This is a genomic window from Microcoleus sp. AS-A8, from assembly GCA_039962225.1.
Taxonomy (GTDB): Bacteria; Cyanobacteriota; Cyanobacteriia; order Cyanobacteriales; family Coleofasciculaceae; genus Allocoleopsis.
Genome location: JAMPKV010000010.1, coordinates 112723 through 135401, shown reverse-complemented (window position 1 = coordinate 135401; position 22679 = coordinate 112723). Strand labels below are relative to the sequence as shown.

At 48.1% G+C, this 22679-nt stretch carries 22 protein-coding genes; 10 read left to right on the top strand and 12 right to left on the bottom strand.

Translation table 11 applies throughout. From position 1 onward, the window contains the following. Positions 1–149: 149 nt before the first annotated feature. From NDI48_17560 to NDI48_17550, 3 genes are all read right to left on the bottom strand, one after another. Entirely contained in the window at positions 150–389 is a 240-nt protein-coding gene (locus tag NDI48_17560; protein MEP0832981.1) for a hypothetical protein, read from the bottom strand. Positions 390–704: 315 nt separating this feature from the next. After that, positions 705–1364: a class I SAM-dependent methyltransferase gene (locus NDI48_17555; protein MEP0832980.1), complete on the bottom strand. Its 660-nt coding sequence runs from the start codon at positions 1362–1364 to the stop codon at positions 705–707. Between the two features lie 64 nt (positions 1365–1428). After that, positions 1429–1692, bottom strand: a complete 264-nt coding sequence (locus tag NDI48_17550; protein MEP0832979.1) for a metal-sensitive transcriptional regulator — start codon at positions 1690–1692, stop codon at positions 1429–1431. A 328-nt stretch (positions 1693–2020) separates the two neighbouring features. Between NDI48_17550 and NDI48_17545 the strand changes: the two genes are divergently transcribed. After that, positions 2021–2332 carry a hypothetical protein gene (locus NDI48_17545; protein MEP0832978.1) on the top strand — a complete coding sequence of 104 codons (312 nt, stop codon included), beginning with the start codon at positions 2021–2023 and terminating at the stop codon, positions 2330–2332. 22 nt (positions 2333–2354) lie between these two features. Here the strand turns inward: NDI48_17545 and NDI48_17540 are convergent, their stop codons facing one another. After that, positions 2355–4097 (bottom strand): M48 family metalloprotease, encoded by a 1743-nt coding sequence (locus tag NDI48_17540; protein ID MEP0832977.1) that lies wholly within the window; start codon positions 4095–4097, stop codon positions 2355–2357. 269 nt (positions 4098–4366) lie between these two features. Between NDI48_17540 and NDI48_17535 the strand changes: the two genes are divergently transcribed. Beyond that, entirely contained in the window at positions 4367–4525 is a 159-nt protein-coding gene (locus tag NDI48_17535) for a hypothetical protein (GenBank protein ID MEP0832976.1), read from the top strand. Between the two features lie 80 nt (positions 4526–4605). Continuing rightward, positions 4606–4767 (top strand): hypothetical protein, encoded by a 162-nt coding sequence (locus tag NDI48_17530; protein ID MEP0832975.1) that lies wholly within the window; start codon positions 4606–4608, stop codon positions 4765–4767. 114 nt (positions 4768–4881) lie between these two features. On the opposite strand, the gene NDI48_17525 is transcribed toward NDI48_17530, so the two are convergent. The 4 genes from NDI48_17525 to NDI48_17510 all read right to left on the bottom strand — a co-directional run bounded on the left by NDI48_17525 (position 4882) and on the right by NDI48_17510 (position 13365). After that, positions 4882–7302 carry a sucrose synthase gene (locus NDI48_17525; GenBank protein MEP0832974.1) on the bottom strand — a complete coding sequence of 807 codons (2421 nt, stop codon included), beginning with the start codon at positions 7300–7302 and terminating at the stop codon, positions 4882–4884. 108 nt (positions 7303–7410) lie between these two features. Further along, positions 7411–8934 (bottom strand): carboxypeptidase M32, encoded by a 1524-nt coding sequence (locus NDI48_17520; GenBank protein ID MEP0832973.1) that lies wholly within the window; start codon positions 8932–8934, stop codon positions 7411–7413. Positions 8935–9570: 636 nt separating this feature from the next. After that, positions 9571–11133: a Na+/H+ antiporter gene (locus NDI48_17515; protein MEP0832972.1), complete on the bottom strand. Its 1563-nt coding sequence runs from the start codon at positions 11131–11133 to the stop codon at positions 9571–9573. 78 nt (positions 11134–11211) lie between these two features. Further along, the gene (locus NDI48_17510; GenBank protein MEP0832971.1) at positions 11212–13365 is read right to left on the bottom strand and encodes a response regulator; all 2154 of its coding nucleotides are present in this window, start codon (positions 13363–13365) and stop codon (positions 11212–11214) included. Between the two features lie 1062 nt (positions 13366–14427). Here NDI48_17510 and NDI48_17505 point away from each other — a divergent pair. From NDI48_17505 to NDI48_17495, 3 genes are all read left to right on the top strand, one after another. Continuing rightward, positions 14428–14610, top strand: a complete 183-nt coding sequence (locus NDI48_17505) for a DpnI domain-containing protein (protein MEP0832970.1) — start codon at positions 14428–14430, stop codon at positions 14608–14610. A gap of 566 nt (positions 14611–15176) precedes the next feature. Then, positions 15177–16214 (top strand): alcohol dehydrogenase catalytic domain-containing protein, encoded by a 1038-nt coding sequence (locus tag NDI48_17500; GenBank protein MEP0832969.1) that lies wholly within the window; start codon positions 15177–15179, stop codon positions 16212–16214. A 131-nt stretch (positions 16215–16345) separates the two neighbouring features. Continuing rightward, positions 16346–16888: a hypothetical protein gene (locus NDI48_17495; GenBank protein ID MEP0832968.1), complete on the top strand. Its 543-nt coding sequence runs from the start codon at positions 16346–16348 to the stop codon at positions 16886–16888. A gap of 142 nt (positions 16889–17030) precedes the next feature. Here the strand turns inward: NDI48_17495 and NDI48_17490 are convergent, their stop codons facing one another. Further along, complete coding sequence (locus tag NDI48_17490) at positions 17031–17375, bottom strand: Dethiobiotin synthetase (GenBank protein ID MEP0832967.1); 345 nt, start codon at positions 17373–17375, stop codon at positions 17031–17033. Between the two features lie 294 nt (positions 17376–17669). On the opposite strand from NDI48_17490, the gene speD reads away from it, so the two are divergent. Both speD and NDI48_17480 read left to right on the top strand, forming a co-directional pair. Beyond that, positions 17670–18068, top strand: coding sequence for an adenosylmethionine decarboxylase (gene speD, locus NDI48_17485; protein ID MEP0832966.1), 399 nt, complete (start codon positions 17670–17672; stop codon positions 18066–18068). 339 nt (positions 18069–18407) lie between these two features. Beyond that, positions 18408–18719 carry a DUF6464 family protein gene (locus tag NDI48_17480; GenBank protein ID MEP0832965.1) on the top strand — a complete coding sequence of 104 codons (312 nt, stop codon included), beginning with the start codon at positions 18408–18410 and terminating at the stop codon, positions 18717–18719. A gap of 6 nt (positions 18720–18725) precedes the next feature. Here NDI48_17480 and NDI48_17475 read toward each other — a convergent pair whose 3' ends face one another. Next, positions 18726–19301 carry an NUDIX hydrolase gene (locus NDI48_17475; protein ID MEP0832964.1) on the bottom strand — a complete coding sequence of 192 codons (576 nt, stop codon included), beginning with the start codon at positions 19299–19301 and terminating at the stop codon, positions 18726–18728. A gap of 133 nt (positions 19302–19434) precedes the next feature. Next, a complete protein-coding gene (locus NDI48_17470) occupies positions 19435–19647 on the bottom strand; it encodes a chlorophyll a/b-binding protein (protein MEP0832963.1) in 213 nt (70 codons plus the stop codon). A 93-nt stretch (positions 19648–19740) separates the two neighbouring features. Here NDI48_17470 and NDI48_17465 point away from each other — a divergent pair, with 93 nt between their 5' ends. Continuing rightward, positions 19741–20817, top strand: coding sequence for a dipeptide epimerase (locus tag NDI48_17465; protein ID MEP0832962.1), 1077 nt, complete (start codon positions 19741–19743; stop codon positions 20815–20817). Further along, entirely contained in the window at positions 20801–21847 is a 1047-nt protein-coding gene (locus NDI48_17460; protein MEP0832961.1) for a DUF1611 domain-containing protein, read from the top strand. The genes NDI48_17465 and NDI48_17460 overlap by 17 nt, the downstream gene beginning before the upstream one ends. A 63-nt stretch (positions 21848–21910) precedes the next feature. On the opposite strand, the gene NDI48_17455 is transcribed toward NDI48_17460, so the two are convergent. Beyond that, positions 21911–22384 carry a hypothetical protein gene (locus NDI48_17455; GenBank protein MEP0832960.1) on the bottom strand — a complete coding sequence of 158 codons (474 nt, stop codon included), beginning with the start codon at positions 22382–22384 and terminating at the stop codon, positions 21911–21913. Positions 22385–22679 lie beyond the last annotated feature (295 nt).

Below are 22679 nucleotides of genomic sequence, written 5' to 3'. Positions count from 1 at the left end.
TCAGGGCGAACAACGGTTCGCCCTTTCTTTATGTTTCCTCAAGTTGCAAATTGTCGTAATACCCAATCCGGGTTAACTACCCTCTTTGCCGTAGGAGCATTCTGTCCTCACTGAAGCTCCGGTCTACCTTTCTTGGTTCATGAATCTCTTTAACGAGAATCAGTTCCTTGATTGGGAGCACCAATCACCTTGACTTCACCTCCAGGTGCTTCCGGTTCGGCACCTGGCTGGACATCAGTACCGGCTTCTTGACCGGTCATGCGATATCTCTCATCAAGCGGAGTGTTGCCGTCTTCTGTGGTTGGTATAGTGGTTTCGGTTCCAGGGTTATCTTCAGGAGCATATTTAGCGTCATCTTGTCGATTGTCTGGAGGAGTATGAGCTGTCATAATTTACATTTTCTCGCAATATGTTATTCCACAATCCTAATGTTTAGTTTTTCCTCGATGTTCTATCCTTAGACAGGACTAGCTCCATTACTAATTGAGGAGAAAATCTTGAGGGGCAACGAGTAAACTTGGTATTGGTATATAGAAGCACCCATCGGCTTAACATCTACGGGTGATTTGTTGTTTCACGCTCACATCAATTGACGTGGTGATATGGGGAACCTGTCTTTTGAGATAATGTGTAGCAACTCGCTTTCCCAGCACGATTCGATCGGCTAAGATTTTCCGTGTCAATGTCAATCGCCCCTCTAAAATCTAAAATCCCATTGTTTTCTCTACAGTCCAATGGCGATCAGAAGATTGATAAACTTTAACGCCTTCCAGACCCACTTGTTGCATCATTTGATTGACTTCATCTAGAGTGAACGCCGCATAAAGAGAATCACGAAATAACTGCGTTTGATGAGTATTGCAATCAGCCGCAACCCGATTAACGATCGCATCTAGATTTTCCTGAGAATCCGGTCGAAGTAAATCCCGCAGAAGAATCGCACCATTCGGCTTGAGAACTCGCTTGAGTTCCAACAAAAAAGGTAATGGGTTTGGCAGATGGTGGATGAGGCTATTGGAGACGACCATATCAAAGTGTTCATTGGCATAAGGTAGCTCCTTCGCATCCACCCATTCCAGTTGAATTTGTTGTTGCAAACCGGATTGCTCAACATTCTTTTGCCCCACATCCAGCATGGATTGCGCCAGGTCAATACCAATAATTTGCCACTGGGGACACTGTTTGCTCATGAGAATTGGAATTCGGGCAGGGCCAGTACCGGCATCGAGAATTAGCCCCTCTCGTGGCCCAAGTTCAATCGCTCGTTCGGCAAAGGCCGTATTAACTTCCAAAAAGTCCATCGCATCATACTCGATCGCCTCTTGTGGGCTATCCATGACTTCCGGTTCAGTAACTCGCTCCATTACTCATCTCCTCCAATTGCCAACCATGATCTTTAGTTAGATACCATAGGGTTTTTACCCCTGTTCAGATTAAAGAATCCAGAGCCGATCGCAAATGAGCGATTTCTTTCTCTAAATTACCCCCCTGAGCAGCATCGACCAGATTTTGTTGAGCGTATTCCTTCAGCAGAATCTTGGCTACTTTGTTGAGTGCACAGCGAACGGCAGCAATCTGCAATAGGACTTCCGGGCAAGACCGATTTGTTTCAACCATCTGACGGATAGCTCGAATGTGCCCCTCAATTTTGGCAAGACGACTGAGGAGATCCTGAGTTTGAGTTTGAGGCATAGATACCCCCCTAGGGGATATGGATATTTATATTCTACCGAAGTTACCGGGACAAATTTTCAGGTGAGTAGAGCCGCGATGGTTGGGAAATTAAAGGGGTTTTCAGTTGCCAATATTACAGGGTTTCGTACTTAATACTTAATACCTTAGTTGATAGCAAATCCGCTTTTATAAGCCCCCTGCTTCCCTTGCTTTCCCTGCTCTCCCTGCTTTCTTAAAAAGCGGATGGTTAACCCGGATTCGGTATGACTTATTCTTTCGTGCTGATTGCATAAGGGGTGATGGGGATAGAGATATAGATCTCTAAATAGATAGGGGAAAATTTTCCATGGGTGTGTATGGAAACACTCGTCTACATCAGGTACGTCTACTAGCTTGCGAACCCGTGCGAGCAGCGCAATCCTACTCAATTGATACCAATCCGGAGCCAACAAAAATGATAGCCAATGCACCTACTTTCGACACAATCATCGGCATCGATTACACCGTGACTCGTACCGCCCAAGGATGGGAACTCATCGTTTGGGAAGAGGCGACTGTAACAGAACAGAGAATTTGTCCCTTCCTGTGGAAGCTTAGATTGGAACTGCCCACAATCAATGAAGTCAACTCTACGCTACAAGCCATTGTGGGACAATGAGAGCCTGAAATAGCATCAAAGGTCAATCCTTCTTCTCACGCTCTTTGTACTCTTTAAGAAGTTGTGCGATTCGTTTTTGAATTTCGACGTGTCGTGATACTCCCTCGTAGGTATATCGGTTATAGCCATTGCGCTGAATTAACGTTTCGATATTGCGAGTTCTCTCCCCCGTATCGGGGTGAGTGGAAAGCCATGCAAACAACGGGCGATCGCGTTCCTCTTTCTCCAGCGTTACCATCAGGTTGTGCAATCCATCGGCAGCATACCCACTCGCCGCCAGAATCCTTGTGCCGAGAGCATCCGCCTGACGTTCCATATCCCGGCTATAGTCGAGGACGATGAGATTCGCCGCCGTGCCGCCTAAAGGGATATATTGCGTAATATTGGCAATCAGGTTTCCTTGAGTCACCAACTGAAACCCATGAGACAACACGGCATGAGCTAATTCGTGAGCCAGTAATCCCGCTAATTCCGCCTCAGAGCGGGTTTTCAAAATAGTACCCGCGTTAACAAATACCTTACCTCCCGGCAAAGCAAAAGCATTGAGCCGATCATCCATCACCACATAAAACTCGTATTCAAAATCCTTGCGTCCTGCTACCAGGGCGAGTTTATTCCCTACCTCACGCACGTAGTTGAGAACTTCTTCGTCTTCCATCAGCGGCAGTTGCCGTTTAGCTTGGTTGGCAACCGATTCTCCCACCGCTGATTCTCCACGCAGCAACATTACCGTCGAGTCAATCGCGGAAATGGGGCCAAACAAATTACCCGTGAACACAAGGCCAAGGGCACCCGTGATTGCATTAGCGATCGCATTTCCGCGTAATTCCCGACGCATATAATTGCGATAGCGCTCTAGATTTTCATCCGCCAACTGAGAAAACTCGCTACTTTGGGGATGCTCTGGATAGAGTAAGGCAAATTGTCTGGCACTAAGGGATGCCTCCAGCCACTTTTTCTGTTCACCCATGGCGGTAATTGTCGCTTTGAGTAACTCCGGTTCCTTGGGATACAGAGAACTGGCTCGCTCTAAGACTTGTAACGCTTTTTCGGACTGCTCATACTCTTTGAGTGCTTGAGCGTAGCGCAAATGGCCAGGAATAAATTGCGGAAACCGCTCAACTAAAGACTCCAGCGGCACAAAAATCTTGGTTTTCAGCTTTTGTTCTAACCCCTCTCCAGACATGCGCCAGTACACCGCACCGGCGGCTGGCAACTGGGCGGCGTCGTAAATTGGCTCGGATTGCGTTGTTTCCTCGGCGGGTTCGCCTGTGGGAAAAGGTTCTTTCGCGGCGCGATACAATTTCTGGGCGGCAGCCAACTGCCCACTCATAAACAGTTGATCCGCTTGGATTAGCTTTTCTTGGCGTGCGAGTTCTTCCGGACTGAGTTCTGGTGCTTGGGCATCGGCAGATTCTTCAGTACTGGTTTTGTCTTCGGAACTCTCTGTTTGGGTAGAGGCTGGCGTTTCCTCGGCAGTTGGTGCGGAGGGTGTTGAGTTAGGAGCCGTGTTGGGAATAACGATGGTTTCTGTACTCTCGCCCGAAGTCTCCCCTGTTGTTCCTGCGGGGCGAGTTGTCGGTGTGGTTTCCCCCACAGGAACCACAACGGTGGGCGGCACCTGTTCGGCTACAACGGTATCTGTGAATGATGGAGCCACTTGTTTCTCAATCGTCTTGTTCAGAGATTCTGCTAAAACAACGACGGTCGAATTTGGTAATAACAGACCGATGGCAATGAGCAAGGTGTTCCAGAGAATTTTCATAAGGATATTGTGGGGATTCACTGAGAAGATGAGAACTGGAAACTGAGGACTGAGTATACCTTCCTACTCAATATCTATTCCTGACTACCTATTACTCATTAACTATTAACCCCTCGTATTTTTACCTATGACTACCTCAAAAGAGACAGCTCAATTTGTCTATTTTCTCGGAAAATGTCACCAATGACATAAGTAGGTAGGGGGACGTAATTATTTTTCTTTTTTGGTTTGATTAAAGATAGGACGAACAGTTGAAGAGGACGCTTTTCATGTCGAATAGCAAAGATAAGGCGAGAGTGCATGTTACCTCTATTTTGATGGGGGCTTTATTTTTCGGTTTAGCAGTAGGATTACCTGTCGGATACTTTGCTCGTCAGTTGTATGGAGCCGCGCCTAATCCAAATTTAGCGACGTTGCAAAGAGAATAAGAGAAAAAAATCGCACAAGAGTGGATAGAGCCGTAGCTCATTCCAATTTAGTTTCGTTATATAAAAATAGGTGAAAAAAGATGAAGAAATCAGATAGCTTTTTAAATCTAGTATTTTGGGTTATTGCTGGAGCCGTTTTCGCCACAGGAGCTGTCGTTTTTAGTCCGAGAGCCGATAGAGCGCCAGAGAAAGCAACCGTTGTTCAGCCAGAAGCGCCCATCGCTTTAGAGCAACGAGAATAGGACTATGTTAAATTTCCGCCCAACCAGGAACGAGAAAAAGAGCGATCGCCTCTCAACCAACAAAACGGGTGCGATCGCCTTCTCAACTCCTAGAACCCCTAACCTAATCACCGCTTAACGACTCATATGTTCCTCTAAAATCTGCTTCGCCCGTGGCTTATAGATGAGATAAAACAACGTCTCAAGGTAACGCAACATATCCTCCCGATTTTCCTTAGAAGTATAGTTCCAGAAACCATAAATCCGCGCCAATGAGAGCAGTCGTGTGGTATGGATTTTCCAGGTATAAGTGGTAAAGACTCGCTCCATGCCCTTATTGGAAATTTCCTCCCAATAGTTGGGATTTTGGTCACACTTCGAGACAAAATCGAGAAGTTTTTGAGCCGTTCCTTCATGGTCAGTGGGGTTAATCAAAAACCCATTAACCTTATTTTGGATAATCTCCAAAGGCCCACCGAACTGAGTCGCAAAGGTGGGTAAGCCCGTAATCATCGATTCCAAAATCGTCAAACCGAAGGCTTCAAACAAGGCGGGTTGCACAAAAACGCCTCGGTGGTCAGCAATTACCCGATAAATCTCACCCGAATCCCCCTTGGGCAGGCGCACGCCTAGCCAGCGGATTTTACCGTGTAAATTGTACTCGTCGATAGTCCGGTAGAGCTTGACGATTTCATCTTTTTCTTCGTTGTCGTCAGATTCCTCCACGCGCAACTTACCGGCAACCAAAATTAGGTTACACCGCTCTTGCAACTCTTTGTTCTTACCAAAGATTTCCGCTAAACCGGTCATGTTCTTAATCCGGTCAAGGCGCGCCATCGAGAATAAGGGGCGCTTCGTTGGGTCATCCAGTTTGCCAAAAATATGGGCGGGGTCTTCTTGGGTAAACAGCAATTCTTCCAGCCGTTCGATCGCACTAGGAACTCGCTCTTCTGTGCGCGTATAGGGGAAGTAGACATTCTCATTCACCCCTGGTGGCACAACGTTGAACTTAGGCGAAAATAGCTCAATCCCATTCACAACATGATACAAATCGGGCATCGTGAAGCACTTATAGGATTCATACTGACCGATGCTATCCGGTGTCCCTACAATCTCCTGGTAAGTACTACTAATGACAAAATTGGTGGCATTCATGGCAATTAAGTCAGCCGTGAATTGCAATGAAAAGTGATACTTCTCCTCCAACGCTTGCCAGTAGAGGTTGCTAAACAAGTATTTGGATTTTTCCAGGGCGTGGGCAACGATGCACTGAGTTACTTGTAGCTTTCGGGCCAGCAGGAACGCCACCAAGTTTCCATCGGTATAGTTACCAACAATCAGGTCTGGACGACCTTGGAACTCTGCCAGGAGTTCTTTTTCTGCATCAATCGCATAAGTTTCTAGATAAGGCCAAATTTCAAACCGCGAAATCCAGTTCTGGGTCACCTTGGGATTGAATTCCCGGAACGGCACCCGTAAAATCCAAGCATTATCCGTGCCGTGGACTTTTTCTAGGCGTTCGTTACACCGCGTACCATCACTATTCTGAATTAGGCGGCTGAGGATGATGACTTTGGGCTGAACGCCCAATCCCTCTAATCCCGCGAGTTTAATATCTTCTTGTAACTGCTTTTCTAAACTCCTGGCTTGGTCGAGGACGTAGACCACCTGACCCCCGGTATCAGGACGCCCCAAAACCCCTTCTTGCCCAAACCAACCGTGGATAGAGACAAGGACGATGCGAAAGATCATCGGAATACGGGAGATGAACTTTTCGAGTCCCTCATCATTGGGAGAGTCCAGCAGTTCATCGAGAATCTCTAGCGTCTCCCGCACACGAGAGGCCGTATTGCCCCATCCCGCTTCAAAGCCCATTTCTTGGAGTTTAAAGCGAAATTCTTGAAAGGACTCATCATCGGGGCGATCGCTCACAAATTGTAGCGCCCGCTTCACCTGATCCGAGAGTTGCTGTTGGTTTGTAATTCGCCCGTTAATCAGTAGTTGCGTCCCCTGGAACTGATGCAATCTCAGGAAGGTATACAACGACTCCAACCACTGCCGGGGGTCTTGAAACAGCTTACTAGACAGGTAACGGTTGAGGAAGCGAACGCCCTTGCCGATGTTTTTGGGGTCACGAATTGTCGGACTGTAGTCATAGAAAGACTGGAAGTCGAGTTCCAGAACGTCCCCTTCTGTGGGATGGAAGTGATTGACGAAGCGATCGCGCAGATCCAGCAGTTCTTGCACCGTGATCGACTCAACGGTCAAGTCTTCTAAAACCCGGTAGACATCTTGAGAGGCAATCTTGGGTCGGATGATCAGGTAGAGGCTCTCATTATCCAGAATGATTTCCTGGGTATAATACACCAGTTGCCCCAGGTGGGAAGATTGAAAAAAATTTTCCGGTTTTTTGTGGCTGGCGCAGTATTCACTAAAAGCAGCAAGAATATCGTTTCGCAGTAAATACTTTTTATCGGAGGTACGTAACTGGCTAGCGAACTGCCGGAGATCGCTTCTCTCGTCACTTTCAAGAACGTCCTGGATCAGATTGATCATTGCAACTCCCAAAGCGCAAAATAGAACAGTGATAACAACAATTTACAAATTGCTGTCCAGAAAGCGTATTCCCTGAGATAGATCAACACATATTCAAGAGGGCAACGGTCAGAGAGTGTAAAGTTGCCCATACTTTCGCCGGATATAACGAATAAATGGCTCGATGCGTAAAGATGCACCGGTCACACTCCTGATCAGTTCCGTTGCTGTGTATTTGCAACCGTGTTGGTAGATTTTATTTTTCAACCAATTATGGAGTGTAATACACTGTCCTTGCTCTATGTCTGTTAAGATTTCTGGATGGTCAAGGATGGCGGCCTCAAAAAATTGAGCGCTCAGTAAATTGCCCAAAGCGTAACCTTGGAACATCCCGCCAATTTGACCGGTGTACCAATGAACATCCTGTAATACACCGTCGGTATCCGTTTCTGGGATAATGCCCAAATCGGAGCGATAACGTTCGTTCCAAGCTTCGGGGAGGTCTTTCACTTCCAGACTACCTTCGAGCATTTGTAGTTCTAAGTCGAAGCGAATCATGACGTGCAGATTGTACGTGACTTCATCGGCATCCGTCCGAATCAGTGATCGCCCCACTTTATTAATCGCCCGGTAAAATGTGTCCAGAGAAATCTCTCCCAACTGAGCAGGAAAGAAAGCCTGTAACTGGGGATAATAATATTTCCAGAAGCCTAGACTCCGTCCCACCAGATTTTCCCAGAGTCGAGATTGGCTCTCGTGGACGCCGGAGGATGTCCCCGCCGCCAGGGGTGTGCCTTCATACTCCAAATTGATGCCTTGCTCGTACAGAGCGTGTCCCATCTCGTGGATTGTACTAAACAGAGCTTGGCCTAGGTCGTTCTCATAGACGCGGGTGGTAATTCGCACGTCGCCGATGGAGAAATTGGTCATAAACGGATGGTGCGTTTTGTCTTGACGCCCCCGGTGAAAGTCATAACCTAGCTGTTCAAGTATCTTGAGGGTGAAATCTAACTGCTGAGCTTCCGGGTATAACTGATGTAAACCGCTATCATTGATAGGGGGTTGGGACGTAATCGCTTCCACAATGGGTACGAGTTCGTTTCGCAAATCGGCAAATAGCGAGCGCAAAAACGATGCCTTCATGCCGTAGTCAGCAAAGTCAATCAGGGGATCGGCGATATGTTCGTAACCCGGGAAAAAATTTGCCAATTCGCGGCTCAAGTCCAGGGTTTTTTCCAGGTAAGGCTCTACCGTTGCAAAGCTGTTGGTCGGTCGCGCTACCACCCAGGCTTCGTAAGTTTGTGTCCGATGCATCGAGAGTTGTGCCATAAATTTCGCTGGCACCCGCACCGCTATTTCGTAATTGCGTCGAGTAACGCGGATCAGGCTAGCTTCATCGGAATCGTAGGGTAAACTTTCTTCGTAGGGGCGCAAATCTTCCAGCAGTTCGCCCACCGCCGACTCGGTAAATTTACTGTGAGAGATTTGTTGCAGGGTGGCTAGCTGGCGTCCACGAGCTGCGGCACCTCCAGGAGGCATATAGGTCGCCTGATCCCAGTAAAGGAGGGAAGCCGCGGCTTCGATATCATGGATTTCAGCGAGGCGCGTTTTAAGTTCTAAGAGTTTCGGTTCAGTCTTTTCGATAGTCTGCATAGTTGGGGGTTGATGCTGAATTAATCGTTTTCTTAGTTGATGCGTTGCTTCGCAGATTAGGTCAATGTACACCTGACGACCGAAATGTCAAATCATCCCACACTGGAGAGGTTTGCAGCATTGCAAGCACAAAGCGCCAACAAGCTGCGCTTGACCTTTAAAGACGGCTCTACTGCCAATGCTTCATCCAGCAGGGAGTGTGCTCACCCTGACAAGGCTTGAGACTAGGAACTGGCCTGTCGGTCAGTTCCTCCCAACAGCAAACGCACTCTAAGCGTGAGGGTTTGGAAGATCTAGAAACTATTATTGTGCCACCTCTACGAGAAATACGGCACAACTCTTTGGTTAATCATTCTCACCCTGAATTAAAACCTGAAATCGTTCGTCACCCTGAATGCTGCCAAAATTTGCCTCTATTCTTACCAGGTGTTGGTATTCATCAGGATTTAAATGGGTGGCCGATTACTAGGAATGAGAGGTTGCTAGATCAACGTTACTATGCCAAGCATAACAGGAAGCACTGTCTGAGTCGCTGAGTTGATCGCCATTGAAAACGGGCACCGAGCATAGTAGTCTCTCCCTCCCCCACTCCCCCACTCCCCCACTTCCCCAATCCTCCACTTCTGCCAGAATAGACTACTCCTCAGATTGGAGAACTTTCTGCAAAAAGGGTGAGAGTTCGTTGTTTAATTGACCGGCTCGAACAAATTCGGCGTAGGTATCCGCTTCAATCGCGAGCAGTTCGTCTCGTAACTGTTCAATGGCATACTCCTGCATTTGAGGATATTCTCGCTTTAACTGGTTAATTTCTGCTTGCAAGCTATCCAGTTGCCCTTTCACTAAAGCCGTTTGATAGCGATAAAACTCTGGCTCAATTTCTGGGCGTTTGTCTACCTGCTTGAGACGATCAAGGACGCGCAACAGAGCTGCTCGACGTGCGATCGCTTCGGTATACTTTTGGCGTAGGGGTTCATTCCCTAAAAGATTCAATCGTTCGAGCAACGTCTTAGTGGTTAAACCCTGTACGAGCAAGGTAAACAGCACCACACCAAACACCGTGGCAATAATCTCTTCTCGTCCCTTTAACGCGGTGGGTAGACTCAACGCGAGGGCGATGGACACTGAACCCCTTAAGCCACCCCACCACAGGACGGTTTGTTCTCGCCAATCAATTTCAGATTTGACTAGCCAGTTACTCAAGCTGCCTAAGCTATAAATCGCGATCGCTCTGGTGACAATGACGGCTGCGATCGTTACAGCAATAGAATCCAAATTCTCTGCCAAACTGGCAAAGCGAATCTGATCGCCAATCAATAAAAAGACAATTGAATTCACAAAAAAAGCTAGGAATTCCCAAAACTCCGTGACAATCACCCGTGTTCGCGGGTTCATGCCAATCCGAGAGCCAAAGTTACCTAATATTAAGCCGCAAGTCACGACACCAATGACCCCTGACCCGCCGAATTCCTCTGTAACAATATAGGCACCATAGGCAGAAACGAGAGTTAACGACTGTTCGACTAACGGCAAGTCAAAGCGCTGGGTGAGATAGGAGATGCCAAAACCAATTAACCCACCGACTCCCAAACCAATGCCAACAAAGACAAAAAACCGAACAATGCTGACTTGAAGATCGAATTGTTCGATTCCCAAAGGAATCCCTACCAACAAGCTAAAGGCAACAACTGCTACACCATCATTGAACAGACTCTCACCTTCCATTAAAGTCGTGAGACGTTTGGGTGCACCGAGTTCTCGGAACAAGGCAATGACAGAAACGGGGTCGGTTGCTGAGAGTGTTGCACCGACTAACAACGCCGTTGGGAGTGATACGCCAACCAATTGATTGATGCCAAACGCTACACCCACCACGGAAATCATCACGCCAAAAATGGCAAATAGACTAATGGGGACTAAATTTTCCTTTAAACCCGACCATTTCAAGTTCCATGCGGCTTCAAATAATAGAGGGGGTAAGAAAATTGACAAAATGAGTTCAGGGGAGAGGTTCACCAGCCGCACATCGACTAAGGCCAAACCCAAACCAACAATCACCAATAGCAAGGTGTAGGGGATGTGACGAAACCAGCTAATCACTTGAGGTAGCGTGGCAACGCTGAGGGACACGGAAAGCACGAGCAGGAATTGCCTGAGATTGGCTTCAATTGCATTGTGTTCTGCAAGGGCTTCTATCGCCATACGCTAACTCCTGATGTTTGATTTTGACAAAACTTTGTTAAGGCTACTCAAAATTCTCAAAACTTATCCGTTCTAGAATTAAAGGAAGCGCATCAAAATCGCCTCTAATTGTGCAATGCCAATGGGCTTACTGAGGTATTCATTCGCACCGGCCTCTAAACAACGTTCGCGATCGCCGGCCATAGCCAGGGCTGTCACCATGACCACTTTCAGGTTCTTTGTGTCGGGTTCTCGGCGAAGTGCAGCTAATAAATCAAATCCGGTATAATCCCCCCTAAGCTGCACATCCATCAAAATTAAGCTGGGCTTGAACTGCCGCACCTTGTGCAAAAAGTCTTGACCATCGATTAAATGCTCAACTTTGTGACCGATTACCTGAAGATAGTCTTTCAATATCAACGCACTGCGCTCATCCGTTTCCACCAAAAGAATGCGGGATTTAGCCCACAGGGGACAGCTTTGTCCCTGAACGACTCCTGTCTGTTGAGGTAATGAGGGCAGAATACATTCTTCTAGCTGCCGATCTGGCAGACACAGAGTAAATTGACTCCCCTCGCCCAGGTTTGATCGGACGGTAACCTCTCCCCCATGTAACTGTGCCAAACTGCGGGTGAGAGCCAACCCCAAACCGGTGCCAGTAAACCGCCGATTTAGGCCACTATCTAATTGGCGAAATGGCTCAAACAACAGGGGGAGATGATGGGAGGCAATCCCAATCCCTGTATCTTCCACCGTAAAGCAAATCTCCTGGACACTCGTAGACTCGGCTATGCCGCTTACGCTACTGCTAATGGGTCGTTTGGTCACCCTTAACGAAACTTCACCGATGAGTGTAAATTTAACCGCATTGGATAGGAGATTGAGCAACATTTGCTTGCAGCGTCGCTCATCAGCAATCAGAATTCGGGCTTGCGGATCGATGTCCAGCTTTAGTTTTAACCCTTGCTCATGAGCTTGCTCCCGCACCATAGCTAAGCAGTAGTCGCACAAATCCTGGATATCCAATGGCACAAAAGTGAGTTGCTCTTTACCGGCTTCCACCTTCGAGAGGTCGAGAATATCGTTAATCAACGCCAGCAGATGTTCCCCACTACTCTGTATACAGCTCACATACTCTTTTTGCTTTTCATTCAGCGTGCCGAAGATTTCTTGGCGCATTAATTGAGAAAGTCCTAGCACGGCATTGAGAGGGGTTCGCAGTTCGTGGCTCATCATGGCCAGAAACTCACTTTTGGCGCGACTTCCGGCTTCTGCGGCCTCTTTGGCTTGGAGTAACTGTGTTTCCGTCGCTTTGCGATCGCTAATATCGTAGATTGTGGCTTGCAGGATTTTGCGCTTTGCCAGCTCAATTCGGGTCAATGTTACCTCGGCTGGAAATTCTTCACCATTCCGTTTGCAGTACATCCAGTCAAATCGGCAAGTGCCCTGAGAGCTCGCCTTCGTTATATACTCATTTGCCAGGGAGTATGAGTCTTCACCGTTGGGCTGCACGGCAGGTGAAAAGCCAATCAGGGGAACACAGGACTTGAGGAGAGAGGACGCAACGACAGGGTGATACCGTGACTGAGAGCATGGAGAATCCCCTACCTCCTCACGTCCCTGCCGGTATCTGCTTTCTCCCACTCTCCCACTCTCCGTGGGTTTGCCACAAAGCTGTTCGTGATGGGTACAACCAAATAGACGTAAGGCGGCACTATTGCCCTCAAAAATTCCATTTTCATCCAGCAAAATGACCGCCGTACTCGTTGATTCATACAGTGTGCGAAACTTAGCTTCCGACTCTCGTAGCGCTTGCTCCTGACGTGTACGGATCTGGGAAACACACCGCTGGGAGAGATTAGCCTTCTCTCTGGCAATCGCATGGCGTATGGATCGTACCAGTAGGTTCGAGTCCGTTTGATGTTTCACCAGGAAATCCTGGGCACCTTTTTGTAAAGCTTGAAGCGCGATTGCTTCATCATCCCAGTCATTGAACACCAAAATTGGGATATCCGGCGACACCCGGCGCAACTGCTTGATCATGCCTGCCCCTTGGGCATCTGGCAGTGACCAATCTAACAAGATTACCGAAATTGATGAGCTTCGGCTCAGGCAAGTTAAAGCTTCTTCCAGTCTCGAAACCTGTATCAGTTGAAAGGGAAATGTCTTAGCTGCCTGTAACATTTCTTGCACAAGACAGGCATCTTTGGGGTTATCCTCTACCAGCAAAATCGTGAGGGTTTCAGTCGGCATGAGAGTTACTCGGCGAGCAGCAAGACGATAATCAGCCAGAAATCTTAGAGCGATTTCTTTATAGTTTTGGAGCTGCTCTCGGTCACCCAAACAGATCGTCTTAGGAGTTAGCATTTACAGCCTGGGTATTTATCAGTATCCTGGCTGACTCCTGATGTTTTAAGGCTACCACAGGCAGCCGAGCTGCGCCTTTCCCTCGTCCTGATTAACCCAGCATACCAAGGGATGATCCCGCTCTGTGCCAATCCCGACTGGCCACGACTGACCTGGATTTTCCATATTTCCTTCCCTGCCTAACTGGATCAGACCATGTTGTTTCCTGTCGTAATCGAAAATGTATCTAAATTTTGTATCCTATCTCACCACCTGTTCTTAACAGATCAGGCTAAGGTATGTAAGGGATAAAAAGAAACCACACACCAGCAGAGATACTCTTGCCGTGTAATCTGAGTGATTTCTTTGTGATCCCAAGCTTTCTTGCACTTTGGGTCAGAAGTTTAAAAAACTTCATCCCTTCCCGTGTTCCCCCGTGAAAATTGCTGAGGAAAGCCAGCTTTAGTTATTATGGCAAGTTGCCAAATCTACGTGGGATGAGGCATAGAGTGTAAAGCCACATTTTTGCCCATTCTTCAAGATTTATAACGCCTTGAGGTTTGAATAAATGCTTGCTCAATCTACTTAGCTACTGCACTGTAGCGGGCTAATTTATCCAGCTTAAATAACTATCAAGATTAGGGGCTGGAGGGGTAAAAAGGGGTAGGCTTCCCCTGTGAAATTAGACGATGATGTGCTAGGGATCGATGAAATCGGGCCAAAGTTGGGATCGCTTAGATATACTTACTTCTTGAGATAGATGAGGAGGGAAGCAACAAAGATTTAAGTTAAGAAAGTTACGGAATGTGCCGAACCGATGGGAAGGCAAGCAATGAAATAAAATCAATCCAATCTTAGGGATTCGATATCAAAAATTAGTTTCAAGTAGTTTAGGAGAAACGGGCAGTCATTCAGCGCCCAAATCAGCGTTTTAAATAACTGGATTTTAAAATCAGGAGATAACAAAGTATGCGGGTCAACACTTGTCCTTGTTGTGGTAGTGTTTTACTGCGCCATGCGCGACGGAAAGGTGTCTATTGGTATTGCACCTCCTGCCATGAGGAAATGATTCCTTTGATGATGGGCCAGTTACCTATCAGCTCTGAACCGAGGAAAAAGCGATCGCAAACTTTACAGTCGGTCAATTCATAGCTATCTTTCTTTACCGTGCTGATTCAGCCAAAGGCGACAGGGCTTGCATGGCTTACACATCGCTTCTTTTGAGAGGATGAACTCACTCGTAATGGTCTGCGAATGTGGTTGATTCAACCTCACCTAGAAAAAATCCCTAACTACTGAGACTCAATAGTTAAAAACAGCGACAGGGCAAAAGTTCCTTCCTGGCTTGTAGAGCTAAGTGACTTCCCTGTCGCTTTTTTCGTTGTTCAGTTTCAATCCAAAAGACAGTCTGAACGGACACACCTCTTGAGCCACTCCCACGGATTCAATCCGTGGGATTCAGGCATCAGACAAGGATTGCAGTCTTAGACTGTCTGACATCCCCTACGCCTAGAGTTGAACTCCCAAATCCGACTTGTAGACGCCTTGCTTAAGGATCTAAATCATCTCTTCCCCTCCCCTAGTCCCCCATCCTCACGCTTAGCTCCGGTCCCCCTCCTTTAGGGAATAAGGGGGTTATCGAAACGGATTGAATATCATCCACCAGGGAGCGACCCTGCTAAAATCAGGTGGAATTAAGCTGAGGAGACACACCTCCATTGCTCGCTGCATTACTCTACGGTCAGGAAGATTTACGTTTGCAATCGGTTGCTACTCCCACCCCTGCGGCGGGTGAGGTTGTGATGAAAGTAGGCACCGCAACAACCTGTGGCACTGACTTGAAAGTTTGGCGGCGTGGGGGTCATGCCAGAATGTTGAAACCGCCCACCTTATTTGGTCATGAGGTGGTGGGTGAAATTGTAGCGATAGGAGTTGGGGTTACAGGATGGAATATAGGCGATCGCGTCGTGGCGAACAACTCCGCCCCCTGTATGTCCTGCTTTTTTTGCCACCGTCGCGAGTATTCTTTGTGTCCCAATTTGCTATTTAACAACGGCACGTTTGCTGAGTATCTCAAAATCCCAGCCCCCATCGTGCAACACAACCTGTTAGCTGTCCCTCCCGATTTGCCCAACGCCCTAGCCGCGATGACGGAACCCTTGGCTTGTGTCCTGCATGGGATATCCTGTTCTAATGTCCAAGCAGGCGATCGGGTTGTTGTGATTGGAGATGGAGCCATTGGGCTGATGTTCGTGGCGGTACTCGCGCATCAGTGTGGTGCCCAAGTGTTTCTGTTTGGGGGAAATGACAGCCGATTGCAAATTGGGGAACAATTAGGGGCATCTCGGACGTTTAATTATCATCAGTTGTCGGATGTACCCGCACAGGTGCGAGACTTAACCCAAGGATGGGGGGCAGATGTAGTGATTGAAGCGACAGGTATTCCAGCCGTGTGGGAAATGGCGATCGCATGTGGTCGTCCGGGTGCCACCATTAACCTATTTGGCGGCTGTCCTCGCGATACCACCATTACCGTCAGTACCGAACAGCTACATTACAACGCCCTGACTCTCAAAGGAGTGTTCCACAATACACCCGCCCATGTGCGCCAAGCCCTGGAGTTGTTGGCAAGTCGAGTCATCCCCTTTGAACGGCTAATCACTGACTATCGACCGCTTAAAGATTTGGAGCAGGCGCTTGAAGATATGAAAAATCGTAAGGCTATTAAGGTGGCTATTGAACCGGGGAGGCCGTGATGTTCACTCAAAAGTCAAACGTCAACCGATTTTGCAGTTGGGAATTGCGATGGGGAAAGCACAATCCTCCACAAGGCCAAAGGTCTAAACTCCTTTTCCCGCTTACCGTTTTCCTTTTCCCTTTTTGCTTTTTGCTTTTTCCTTCAATCGCCAACGCCCTACCCGGTCAAAGAACAGAAGCGGTTGCCGCCTGGATTAATGCCAACCCAACTCTACGACCCGCTATTGGAAATGGGTTGCGGGTGACCAGAAGCAGCACCCCCGCCCAGCGCTTTACCTTCCAAGCCTCAGTACTGCCTCCAGGTCGCCTCACGCTGGCGAAAGACCAAGGTACCATCCGCAGTGAACGCATGACTTTCTATGACATGATTAACGGCGTAACCCTTGAGCGGTTGAGGGAATCGTTACGGGCGATCTATGGCCCGACCGTTTATGAAGATTACGGTCGCGCTCAACTAATTTACGATTATCCCGTCCCCGAAACCATAGATTTAGCACGGCGGCAGAATCGCCCCTTATTGGAGCAACAGCAGGGTGAACTTCGGTTAGGAGAGCGTTTCGCTTATTGGCTGGAGATTACCAATACCGAGAGTGGCAAGGCGTTCAACGGTCAAATTACGGTGTTTCTCAAAGAAGATCTCAACAAGATAGAAGCCGAAGTGCGCGCTCGTTAAGCGAAAAAATCCTGAGGCGAAGCTATCTTACAGTAGTTTTCAGTTGTATGAATCCCAATCAGGCGGGCTAATATTTGTGTCTGAAAAAACTTTGCACGTTAAAGGTTATCCCTTGCTAAACGTGAATTGTGCTGACCCAGCTTTACTCACTATGCCAAACACCCGCAAAAATACTCTTGACCGCTCTTGAAATTCGCTTCAAATCTTCCTGGAGTAGAGGTGGCCAGTCAATTCCCGCCTGAATCCCAGCCTCAAAATGCTGTCGGCCCTCAAACGATAATAGATACAGGGAGTAAACAAGTTCCCGGTCAAGCGCGGAAGCGGTTCGTAGACCCTCAAACACGACTTTTAGGGCTAACAAAATAGTAGTCACCTGACCCGGAATGGGTGCCTTTCTCTGCTTTAGACGCATGAGGAAAGCATCAGTATTGGAGTCAGAGGGCGTTCCCTGATGAATTAGAAAGCTACGGGCTGTTTTATAATCCATTGATTGTCAAGTGCCACCTTCCTAGCGTATGTTCTACTGGAGCTGATGCCTACAATTTTGACATTGCAGGGGTCAAATCGAACACACCCTCTTGGGGACTATTTGAGCGAAATTATTCCTTAGACTCTTGACAGGCTGCAAAACTTAGTACTAATTATTTCGTTACAGCGGCCTCATGCCGTTGATGTCATGTTCTTGAATAACCTTTGCACTTTCCCTCTTGTTGTTCTGGGTTAGAGAATGTGCTATAAATGAAATCTTTGAGACCTTATCGGGTGGAGTACGAAAATAAGAATGAAACAAGTGGGAACTCATCTGGTCGTTGACGCATGGGGAGCACCGGAAGACCTTCTCAATGACCCTGAGGGAATTCGCCGCGCCATTATGGATGCAATTGAAGCTGGAGAAGCTACCCTTATCGATTTGTGTGTACACCAGTTTAGTCCCCACGGAGTGACAGCAACGGCAACACTGGCAGAGTCTCATATCGCCATCCACACTTGGCCTGAACACGGCTATTTTGCAGCGGATTTATTCTTTTGCGGTCGTGGCAAGCCTGCGGAGGCAATGAAACTTCTACAAACAGCCCTGAAAGCCAAGCAAGTCAGGCAGAGAGAAATCCCCCGTGGCTTTGACACAGCCGCACAGAGCAATGGGCGATTGGAAGATCTTGCTTACCAGACAGTTGGGTAATCTGTGACTTCGTGACTGAATAATGAAGCAGTAATTAAGGGCAAGGTGTCGTTATCCTTGCCCTTTGTGATTTATGAACGATTGCCCGTAGCTAACGACTTCGGGGATTTCCCACTCGCGTCTGTTAAATCGGGTGTATCCTTATTTTTGCCGAAATACAAGTAGTACGGGAGTCTTTGGTTCCTTGACGTGATTAAAACCCGACTCCTTGACTCGTGCTAAAAATTTACAGCGAAAACCTTGGCGGATCTACTTCTTCGGAGATGCTCCAAAGGATTTAGCGCAATCGCTGAGTAACTGAGCAACAATATAGGCAAAGTTGCCCCAAAGGAGAAGAAGATGTTAGATACCATCTTGGTTTTTGTCTTGGGTTTGACACCACCAATCCTTTCTCTGTGGATGATGCGAAGAGCAAAGGAACGGATGGAAGCAAGGCTTTTAGCCGTGAGGCAACAGTCTTTTGTGAGGGTGCCGCCCAGAAATCATCTGCCTCCAGATCAATATTACCTTGACGGTGTTGGCTATTTAATTGGTGATATTACCTGCCAATTCAACGCCCGTTCAGCTTACATCCGATGTGCGATTAACCCATCCGGCCCCTGTGAACAGTGTTGTCATTATCAACCGAAAGAAGAAATATTAGACAATTAATTCCGGTTAGGGACTGTGAGAAGGGAAAGACGACGACGCCAGAACCCTTAACCCTAAAAATAAAGCCGTAACCGTGCCACAAACGCAAATTTCTCCGGTTGAGATTTTGGCTAAAACTTCTTCAATAGGCACTAAGACAATTTCAACTTCTTCGGTAACATCGAGCTGTTGAATACTGGAGGGATGGGCATTTTCTGCCATAAATAAATGAATTTTATTGGTATCCTTGACCGGATTATCATATAAAGTTGCCAAAAACCTCATGTGTTCAGCCACATACCCGGTTTCCTCTTCGAGTTCTCGATGAGCTGCTGACAGACTCGTCTCTAGTTGTGAGTGAAAGCCACCGCCAGGAAGTTCTAATAAAATATCCTGGACACCATGACGGTATTGACGCACAAACACAATCTCTCGCTGCTGAGTAACTGCAAGGATGAGAACGATATCGGGTCTAACATTGACAAAAAAGTCATCGATGACTTGACCACTGGCTAACTCGACTTCATCCCGCCTAACTTTACACCATGGGTTGTCCAAGACAAGCTGTGAGTTGAGGATTTTCCAAGGCTGTACAGAACTCATGTCAAGGATAGTTAAATTGTGACAAAAAAAATTGAGCCAGGGCAAATAAGCGCCTGACTCAATTGTGCACCCAGTCTAAAGCCTGATCCCATTTGGGTTGAGACGGGGGTATTATATTTTTTTTTCAAAGCATTTATAGGGTTGTCAATAATTCAATCAAACCTTGCCCACTGATAGCTTCTAACGCCAGCAAGGAAATAAACCCAAGCATTGCCAGACGGCCATTGAGTACTTCAGCGTAGGATGTAAAGCCAGTGCGAGGAGTTTCGTCCACGTACATCTTCGGTTCAATGGCAAAGTTGTTCAATTTGCCTTGCTCGTCCACAATAGCTCCACTACGGGTCATGTCAATCTCCTGATTTATCCGTGTTTGTTCTTGTAACTTAACTTAACAAATATATTAACTTTTGTAAATAAAACACTCGCAGCCTTAAAAATTATGCGCCTTGCCCTGGAAACCTTCACGGTACATAAGCGGTTCCCTTTGACGATCAGTCGGGGAACCACCTCCCAAACCACCAATATTTGGGTGCGGGTAGAGCAGGAAGGAATCGAAGGTTGGGGTGAAGCCTCTCCTTTTTCCATCCGTGCAGATGACAAAACAGGCATCTCTTCCATTCGCCAAAGCGCGGAGGAACTCTGGGAAGCCTTACAACTCGTTGCACCTACGCTGGAAACGTTTAGCCCGTGGGAACGCCAGAAGATTGAACGGGTGTTAAGGGAGGCAGAGGTGCCGTCAGCCGCTTGTGCATCGATTGATTTAGCCTTGCACGATTGGATGGGGAAGTGGACGGGAGTGCCTCTGTGGCGTCTGTGGGGCTTGAATCGCCGTCGGATTGTGCCAATTTCGGTCACCGTTGGGATTAATTCCCCAGAAGGGGCGAGACAGCGAGTGCGTGATTGGTTGCCATTAACAGGTGGAGGGGTGTTGAAAATCAAACTCGGTTCCCCGGCGGGAATTGAGGCGGATCGGGAGATGCTGTTGGCTGTGCGAGACGAAGCGCCCCAAGCGCAGCTTTTGGTGGATGCCAATGGAGGTTGGAGTCTGGAAGCGGCGACGCAGATGTGCGACTGGCTGGCTAGTCAGGGGGTAAAGTATGTGGAACAACCACTAGCAGCAGGGGAAGAACACCAATTGCCGATATTGTATGAGCGATCGCCTTTACCGATTTTTGTGGATGAAAGTTGTTTCACCAGCCGCGATATCCCGAAGTTAGCTGATCGCGTGCATGGAATTAACATCAAATTAATGAAGTCGGGAGGTTTAACCGAGGCGATGCGGATGGTGCATACAGCAAGGGCTTGTGGGTTACAGGTGATGTTTGGTTGCTATTCCGACAGTACCCTCGCCAATACGGCGGCATCTCATCTCGCACCGTTAGCGGATTATTTGGATTTAGACAGTCATCTAAACTTAGTGGATGACCCCTTCACAGGGGCAACCGTGCAAGATGGGCATCTGATTCCTAACGATTTACCTGGACTGGGAGTGCAATATCGTGCGTCTAACCCCTAATCATCGTGTTGCCATTTTGCTCCATGAAGGAATTCGCGGTTCCCATGGGAAAACAGGACTGACGTTTTTACGCTATGGCGAAGCCCCGATTGTCGCGGTAATTGATTATCAGTGTGCTGGCGAGTCTTTATCTCAACTCACGGGTATCTCCTGCGATGCGTCGATTGTGGATTCAGTAACATCCGCTTTAGTTGAGCAACCGGATGTTTTGCTGATTGGCATTGCCCCCTCCGGAGGGGTGTTACCCGATGCCTGGTGGCAGGAGGTGAAGCAAGCGGTAGCGGCTGGGTTGTCGGTGGTGAATGGATTACATACCCACATGGACTCTGATTCTGAGTTACGCGGGTTACTGCGCCCAAATCAGTGGATTTGGGATATTCGTCGGGAGCCAGAGGGATTAGCTGTGGGGAGTGGGAAGGCGCGATCGCTTTCCTGCCAGCGCGTGTTGACGGTAGGGACGGATATGAGTGTAGGCAAGATGTCCGCCAGCCTGGAGTTGCATCGGGCAGCACGGTTTAAAGGCATACGCTCCAAGTTTTTAGCCACCGGTCAAGCGGGTGTGATGATTGCCGGGGAGGGGATTCCTTTAGATGCCATACGGGTAGATTTTGCTGCCGGAGCTGTGGAGCAGTTGGTGATGCGCGCTGGTGATGATTACGATTTGTTGATTGTGGAAGGGCAGGGTTCGCTGTTACATCCAGGTTCAACGGCAACCTTACCCCTGATGCGCGGAACTCAGCCCACGGGATTGGTTTTAGTGCATCGGGCAGGGCAAACTCATATCCGCAATCACCAGCATGTGCCGATTCCACCCTTGCCAGAGGTGATTGGGCTGTATGAAACGGTAGCTAGGGCAGGGGGGGCATTTGCGCCCGTGAGAGTCGTAGCTATCGCATTGAATACAGGTCACTTGGATACTGAAGCCGCCCAACGCGCGATCGCACAGGTACAGGAAGAAACCGGATTACCCGGCACCGATGCCGTTCGGTTTGGAGCGGATTTGCTGGTGGACGCGGTTATTGCTGAGTAACAAACCCTGATGAAACCGAGAGAAGCCTTCTGCCCTCTGCCGTCTGCCTTTTGCTATAGATAGCTAAACCCAACCAACAACCCCTCTGATTTGAGAAACAGCCAGTTCGCGGTCAATGTGAGCTTTCGCTTTAGCCAAAGCCGAGTCAGGGTGTTTGTACCAACGTTGCGACCTAACACAGAAGCCATTAGCGGTACTGACTTCCCAGGTGTAGCGAGTTCGGTCAATCACAACCCAAAGATCATAAGTGCGGTAGACTTCCTCAGGGAACTTGAGCAGACCGATTTCAGCCAGGACGCTGAGGCGCATCCGTGAGCGATCCAATCGCTTCATCAGTTCCAGAAAACAATAGGCGGCTCGTTTGGCCTCGTCGTGGCTGGGGTAATAATAGCGGTCACGGGGTTCAAATTTAAAGTCTCTGCCAGAGAGTGAGAATCGATACTTGCCAGAAGCGTCTTCCACAAAGCTGACACGCCACTGTGTCTTGGGATACTGAACGCTGAAGCCAATAGGTTGAATTTTGACGGCGGCTGTCATTCCAAAGCTGCTCATTAGACTGGGCGAACAACATCTTAACCGTCTTTTGCCGAAAGCATTCCTGAAAACCTCAAATCAATGATGTGAAAGACTACAGGCAGCAGGCTCATCATTTCGGACAAGGAACTGATTCATCCAACCAGTTTGCGGATTGTCCACTCAAACTGAGCAGACACGCTATCAGGTAATCATCCCCGAAAAATCGCTCAAGTCTAGGCACACTGAGCAGTTGAGAGCAGCCGACCTGGCACATCAACCCTTGAGACGATTAGCCGTTAAACAACCATATTGGGGA

Excerpts from the sequence above, each read along its gene's own strand:
- NDI48_17560 (MEP0832981.1), bottom strand. The coding sequence starts at position 389 with ATGACAGCTCATACTCCTCCAGACAATCGACAAGATGACGCTAAATAT.
- NDI48_17540 (MEP0832977.1), bottom strand. The coding sequence starts at position 4,097 with ATGAAAATTCTCTGGAACACCTTGCTCATTGCCATCGGTCTGTTATTA.
- NDI48_17470 (MEP0832963.1), bottom strand. The coding sequence starts at position 19,647 with ATGACCCGTAGTGGAGCTATTGTGGACGAGCAAGGCAAATTGAACAAC.
- NDI48_17465 (MEP0832962.1), top strand. The coding sequence starts at position 19,741 with ATGCGCCTTGCCCTGGAAACCTTCACGGTACATAAGCGGTTCCCTTTG.
- NDI48_17510 (MEP0832971.1), bottom strand. The coding sequence starts at position 13,365 with ATGCCGACTGAAACCCTCACGATTTTGCTGGTAGAGGATAACCCCAAA.
- NDI48_17520 (MEP0832973.1), bottom strand. The coding sequence starts at position 8,934 with ATGCAGACTATCGAAAAGACTGAACCGAAACTCTTAGAACTTAAAACG.
- NDI48_17480 (MEP0832965.1), top strand. The coding sequence starts at position 18,408 with ATGTTAGATACCATCTTGGTTTTTGTCTTGGGTTTGACACCACCAATC.
- NDI48_17545 (MEP0832978.1), top strand. The coding sequence starts at position 2,021 with ATGGGTGTGTATGGAAACACTCGTCTACATCAGGTACGTCTACTAGCT.
- speD (MEP0832966.1), top strand. The coding sequence starts at position 17,670 with ATGAAACAAGTGGGAACTCATCTGGTCGTTGACGCATGGGGAGCACCG.
- NDI48_17535 (MEP0832976.1), top strand. The coding sequence starts at position 4,367 with ATGTCGAATAGCAAAGATAAGGCGAGAGTGCATGTTACCTCTATTTTG.
- NDI48_17530 (MEP0832975.1), top strand. The coding sequence starts at position 4,606 with ATGAAGAAATCAGATAGCTTTTTAAATCTAGTATTTTGGGTTATTGCT.
- NDI48_17475 (MEP0832964.1), bottom strand. The coding sequence starts at position 19,301 with ATGAGTTCTGTACAGCCTTGGAAAATCCTCAACTCACAGCTTGTCTTG.
- NDI48_17515 (MEP0832972.1), bottom strand. The coding sequence starts at position 11,133 with ATGGCGATAGAAGCCCTTGCAGAACACAATGCAATTGAAGCCAATCTC.
- NDI48_17555 (MEP0832980.1), bottom strand. The coding sequence starts at position 1,364 with ATGGAGCGAGTTACTGAACCGGAAGTCATGGATAGCCCACAAGAGGCG.
- NDI48_17550 (MEP0832979.1), bottom strand. The coding sequence starts at position 1,692 with ATGCCTCAAACTCAAACTCAGGATCTCCTCAGTCGTCTTGCCAAAATT.
- NDI48_17525 (MEP0832974.1), bottom strand. The coding sequence starts at position 7,302 with ATGATCAATCTGATCCAGGACGTTCTTGAAAGTGACGAGAGAAGCGAT.
- NDI48_17505 (MEP0832970.1), top strand. The coding sequence starts at position 14,428 with ATGCGGGTCAACACTTGTCCTTGTTGTGGTAGTGTTTTACTGCGCCAT.
- NDI48_17455 (MEP0832960.1), bottom strand. The coding sequence starts at position 22,384 with ATGACAGCCGCCGTCAAAATTCAACCTATTGGCTTCAGCGTTCAGTAT.
- NDI48_17490 (MEP0832967.1), bottom strand. The coding sequence starts at position 17,375 with ATGGATTATAAAACAGCCCGTAGCTTTCTAATTCATCAGGGAACGCCC.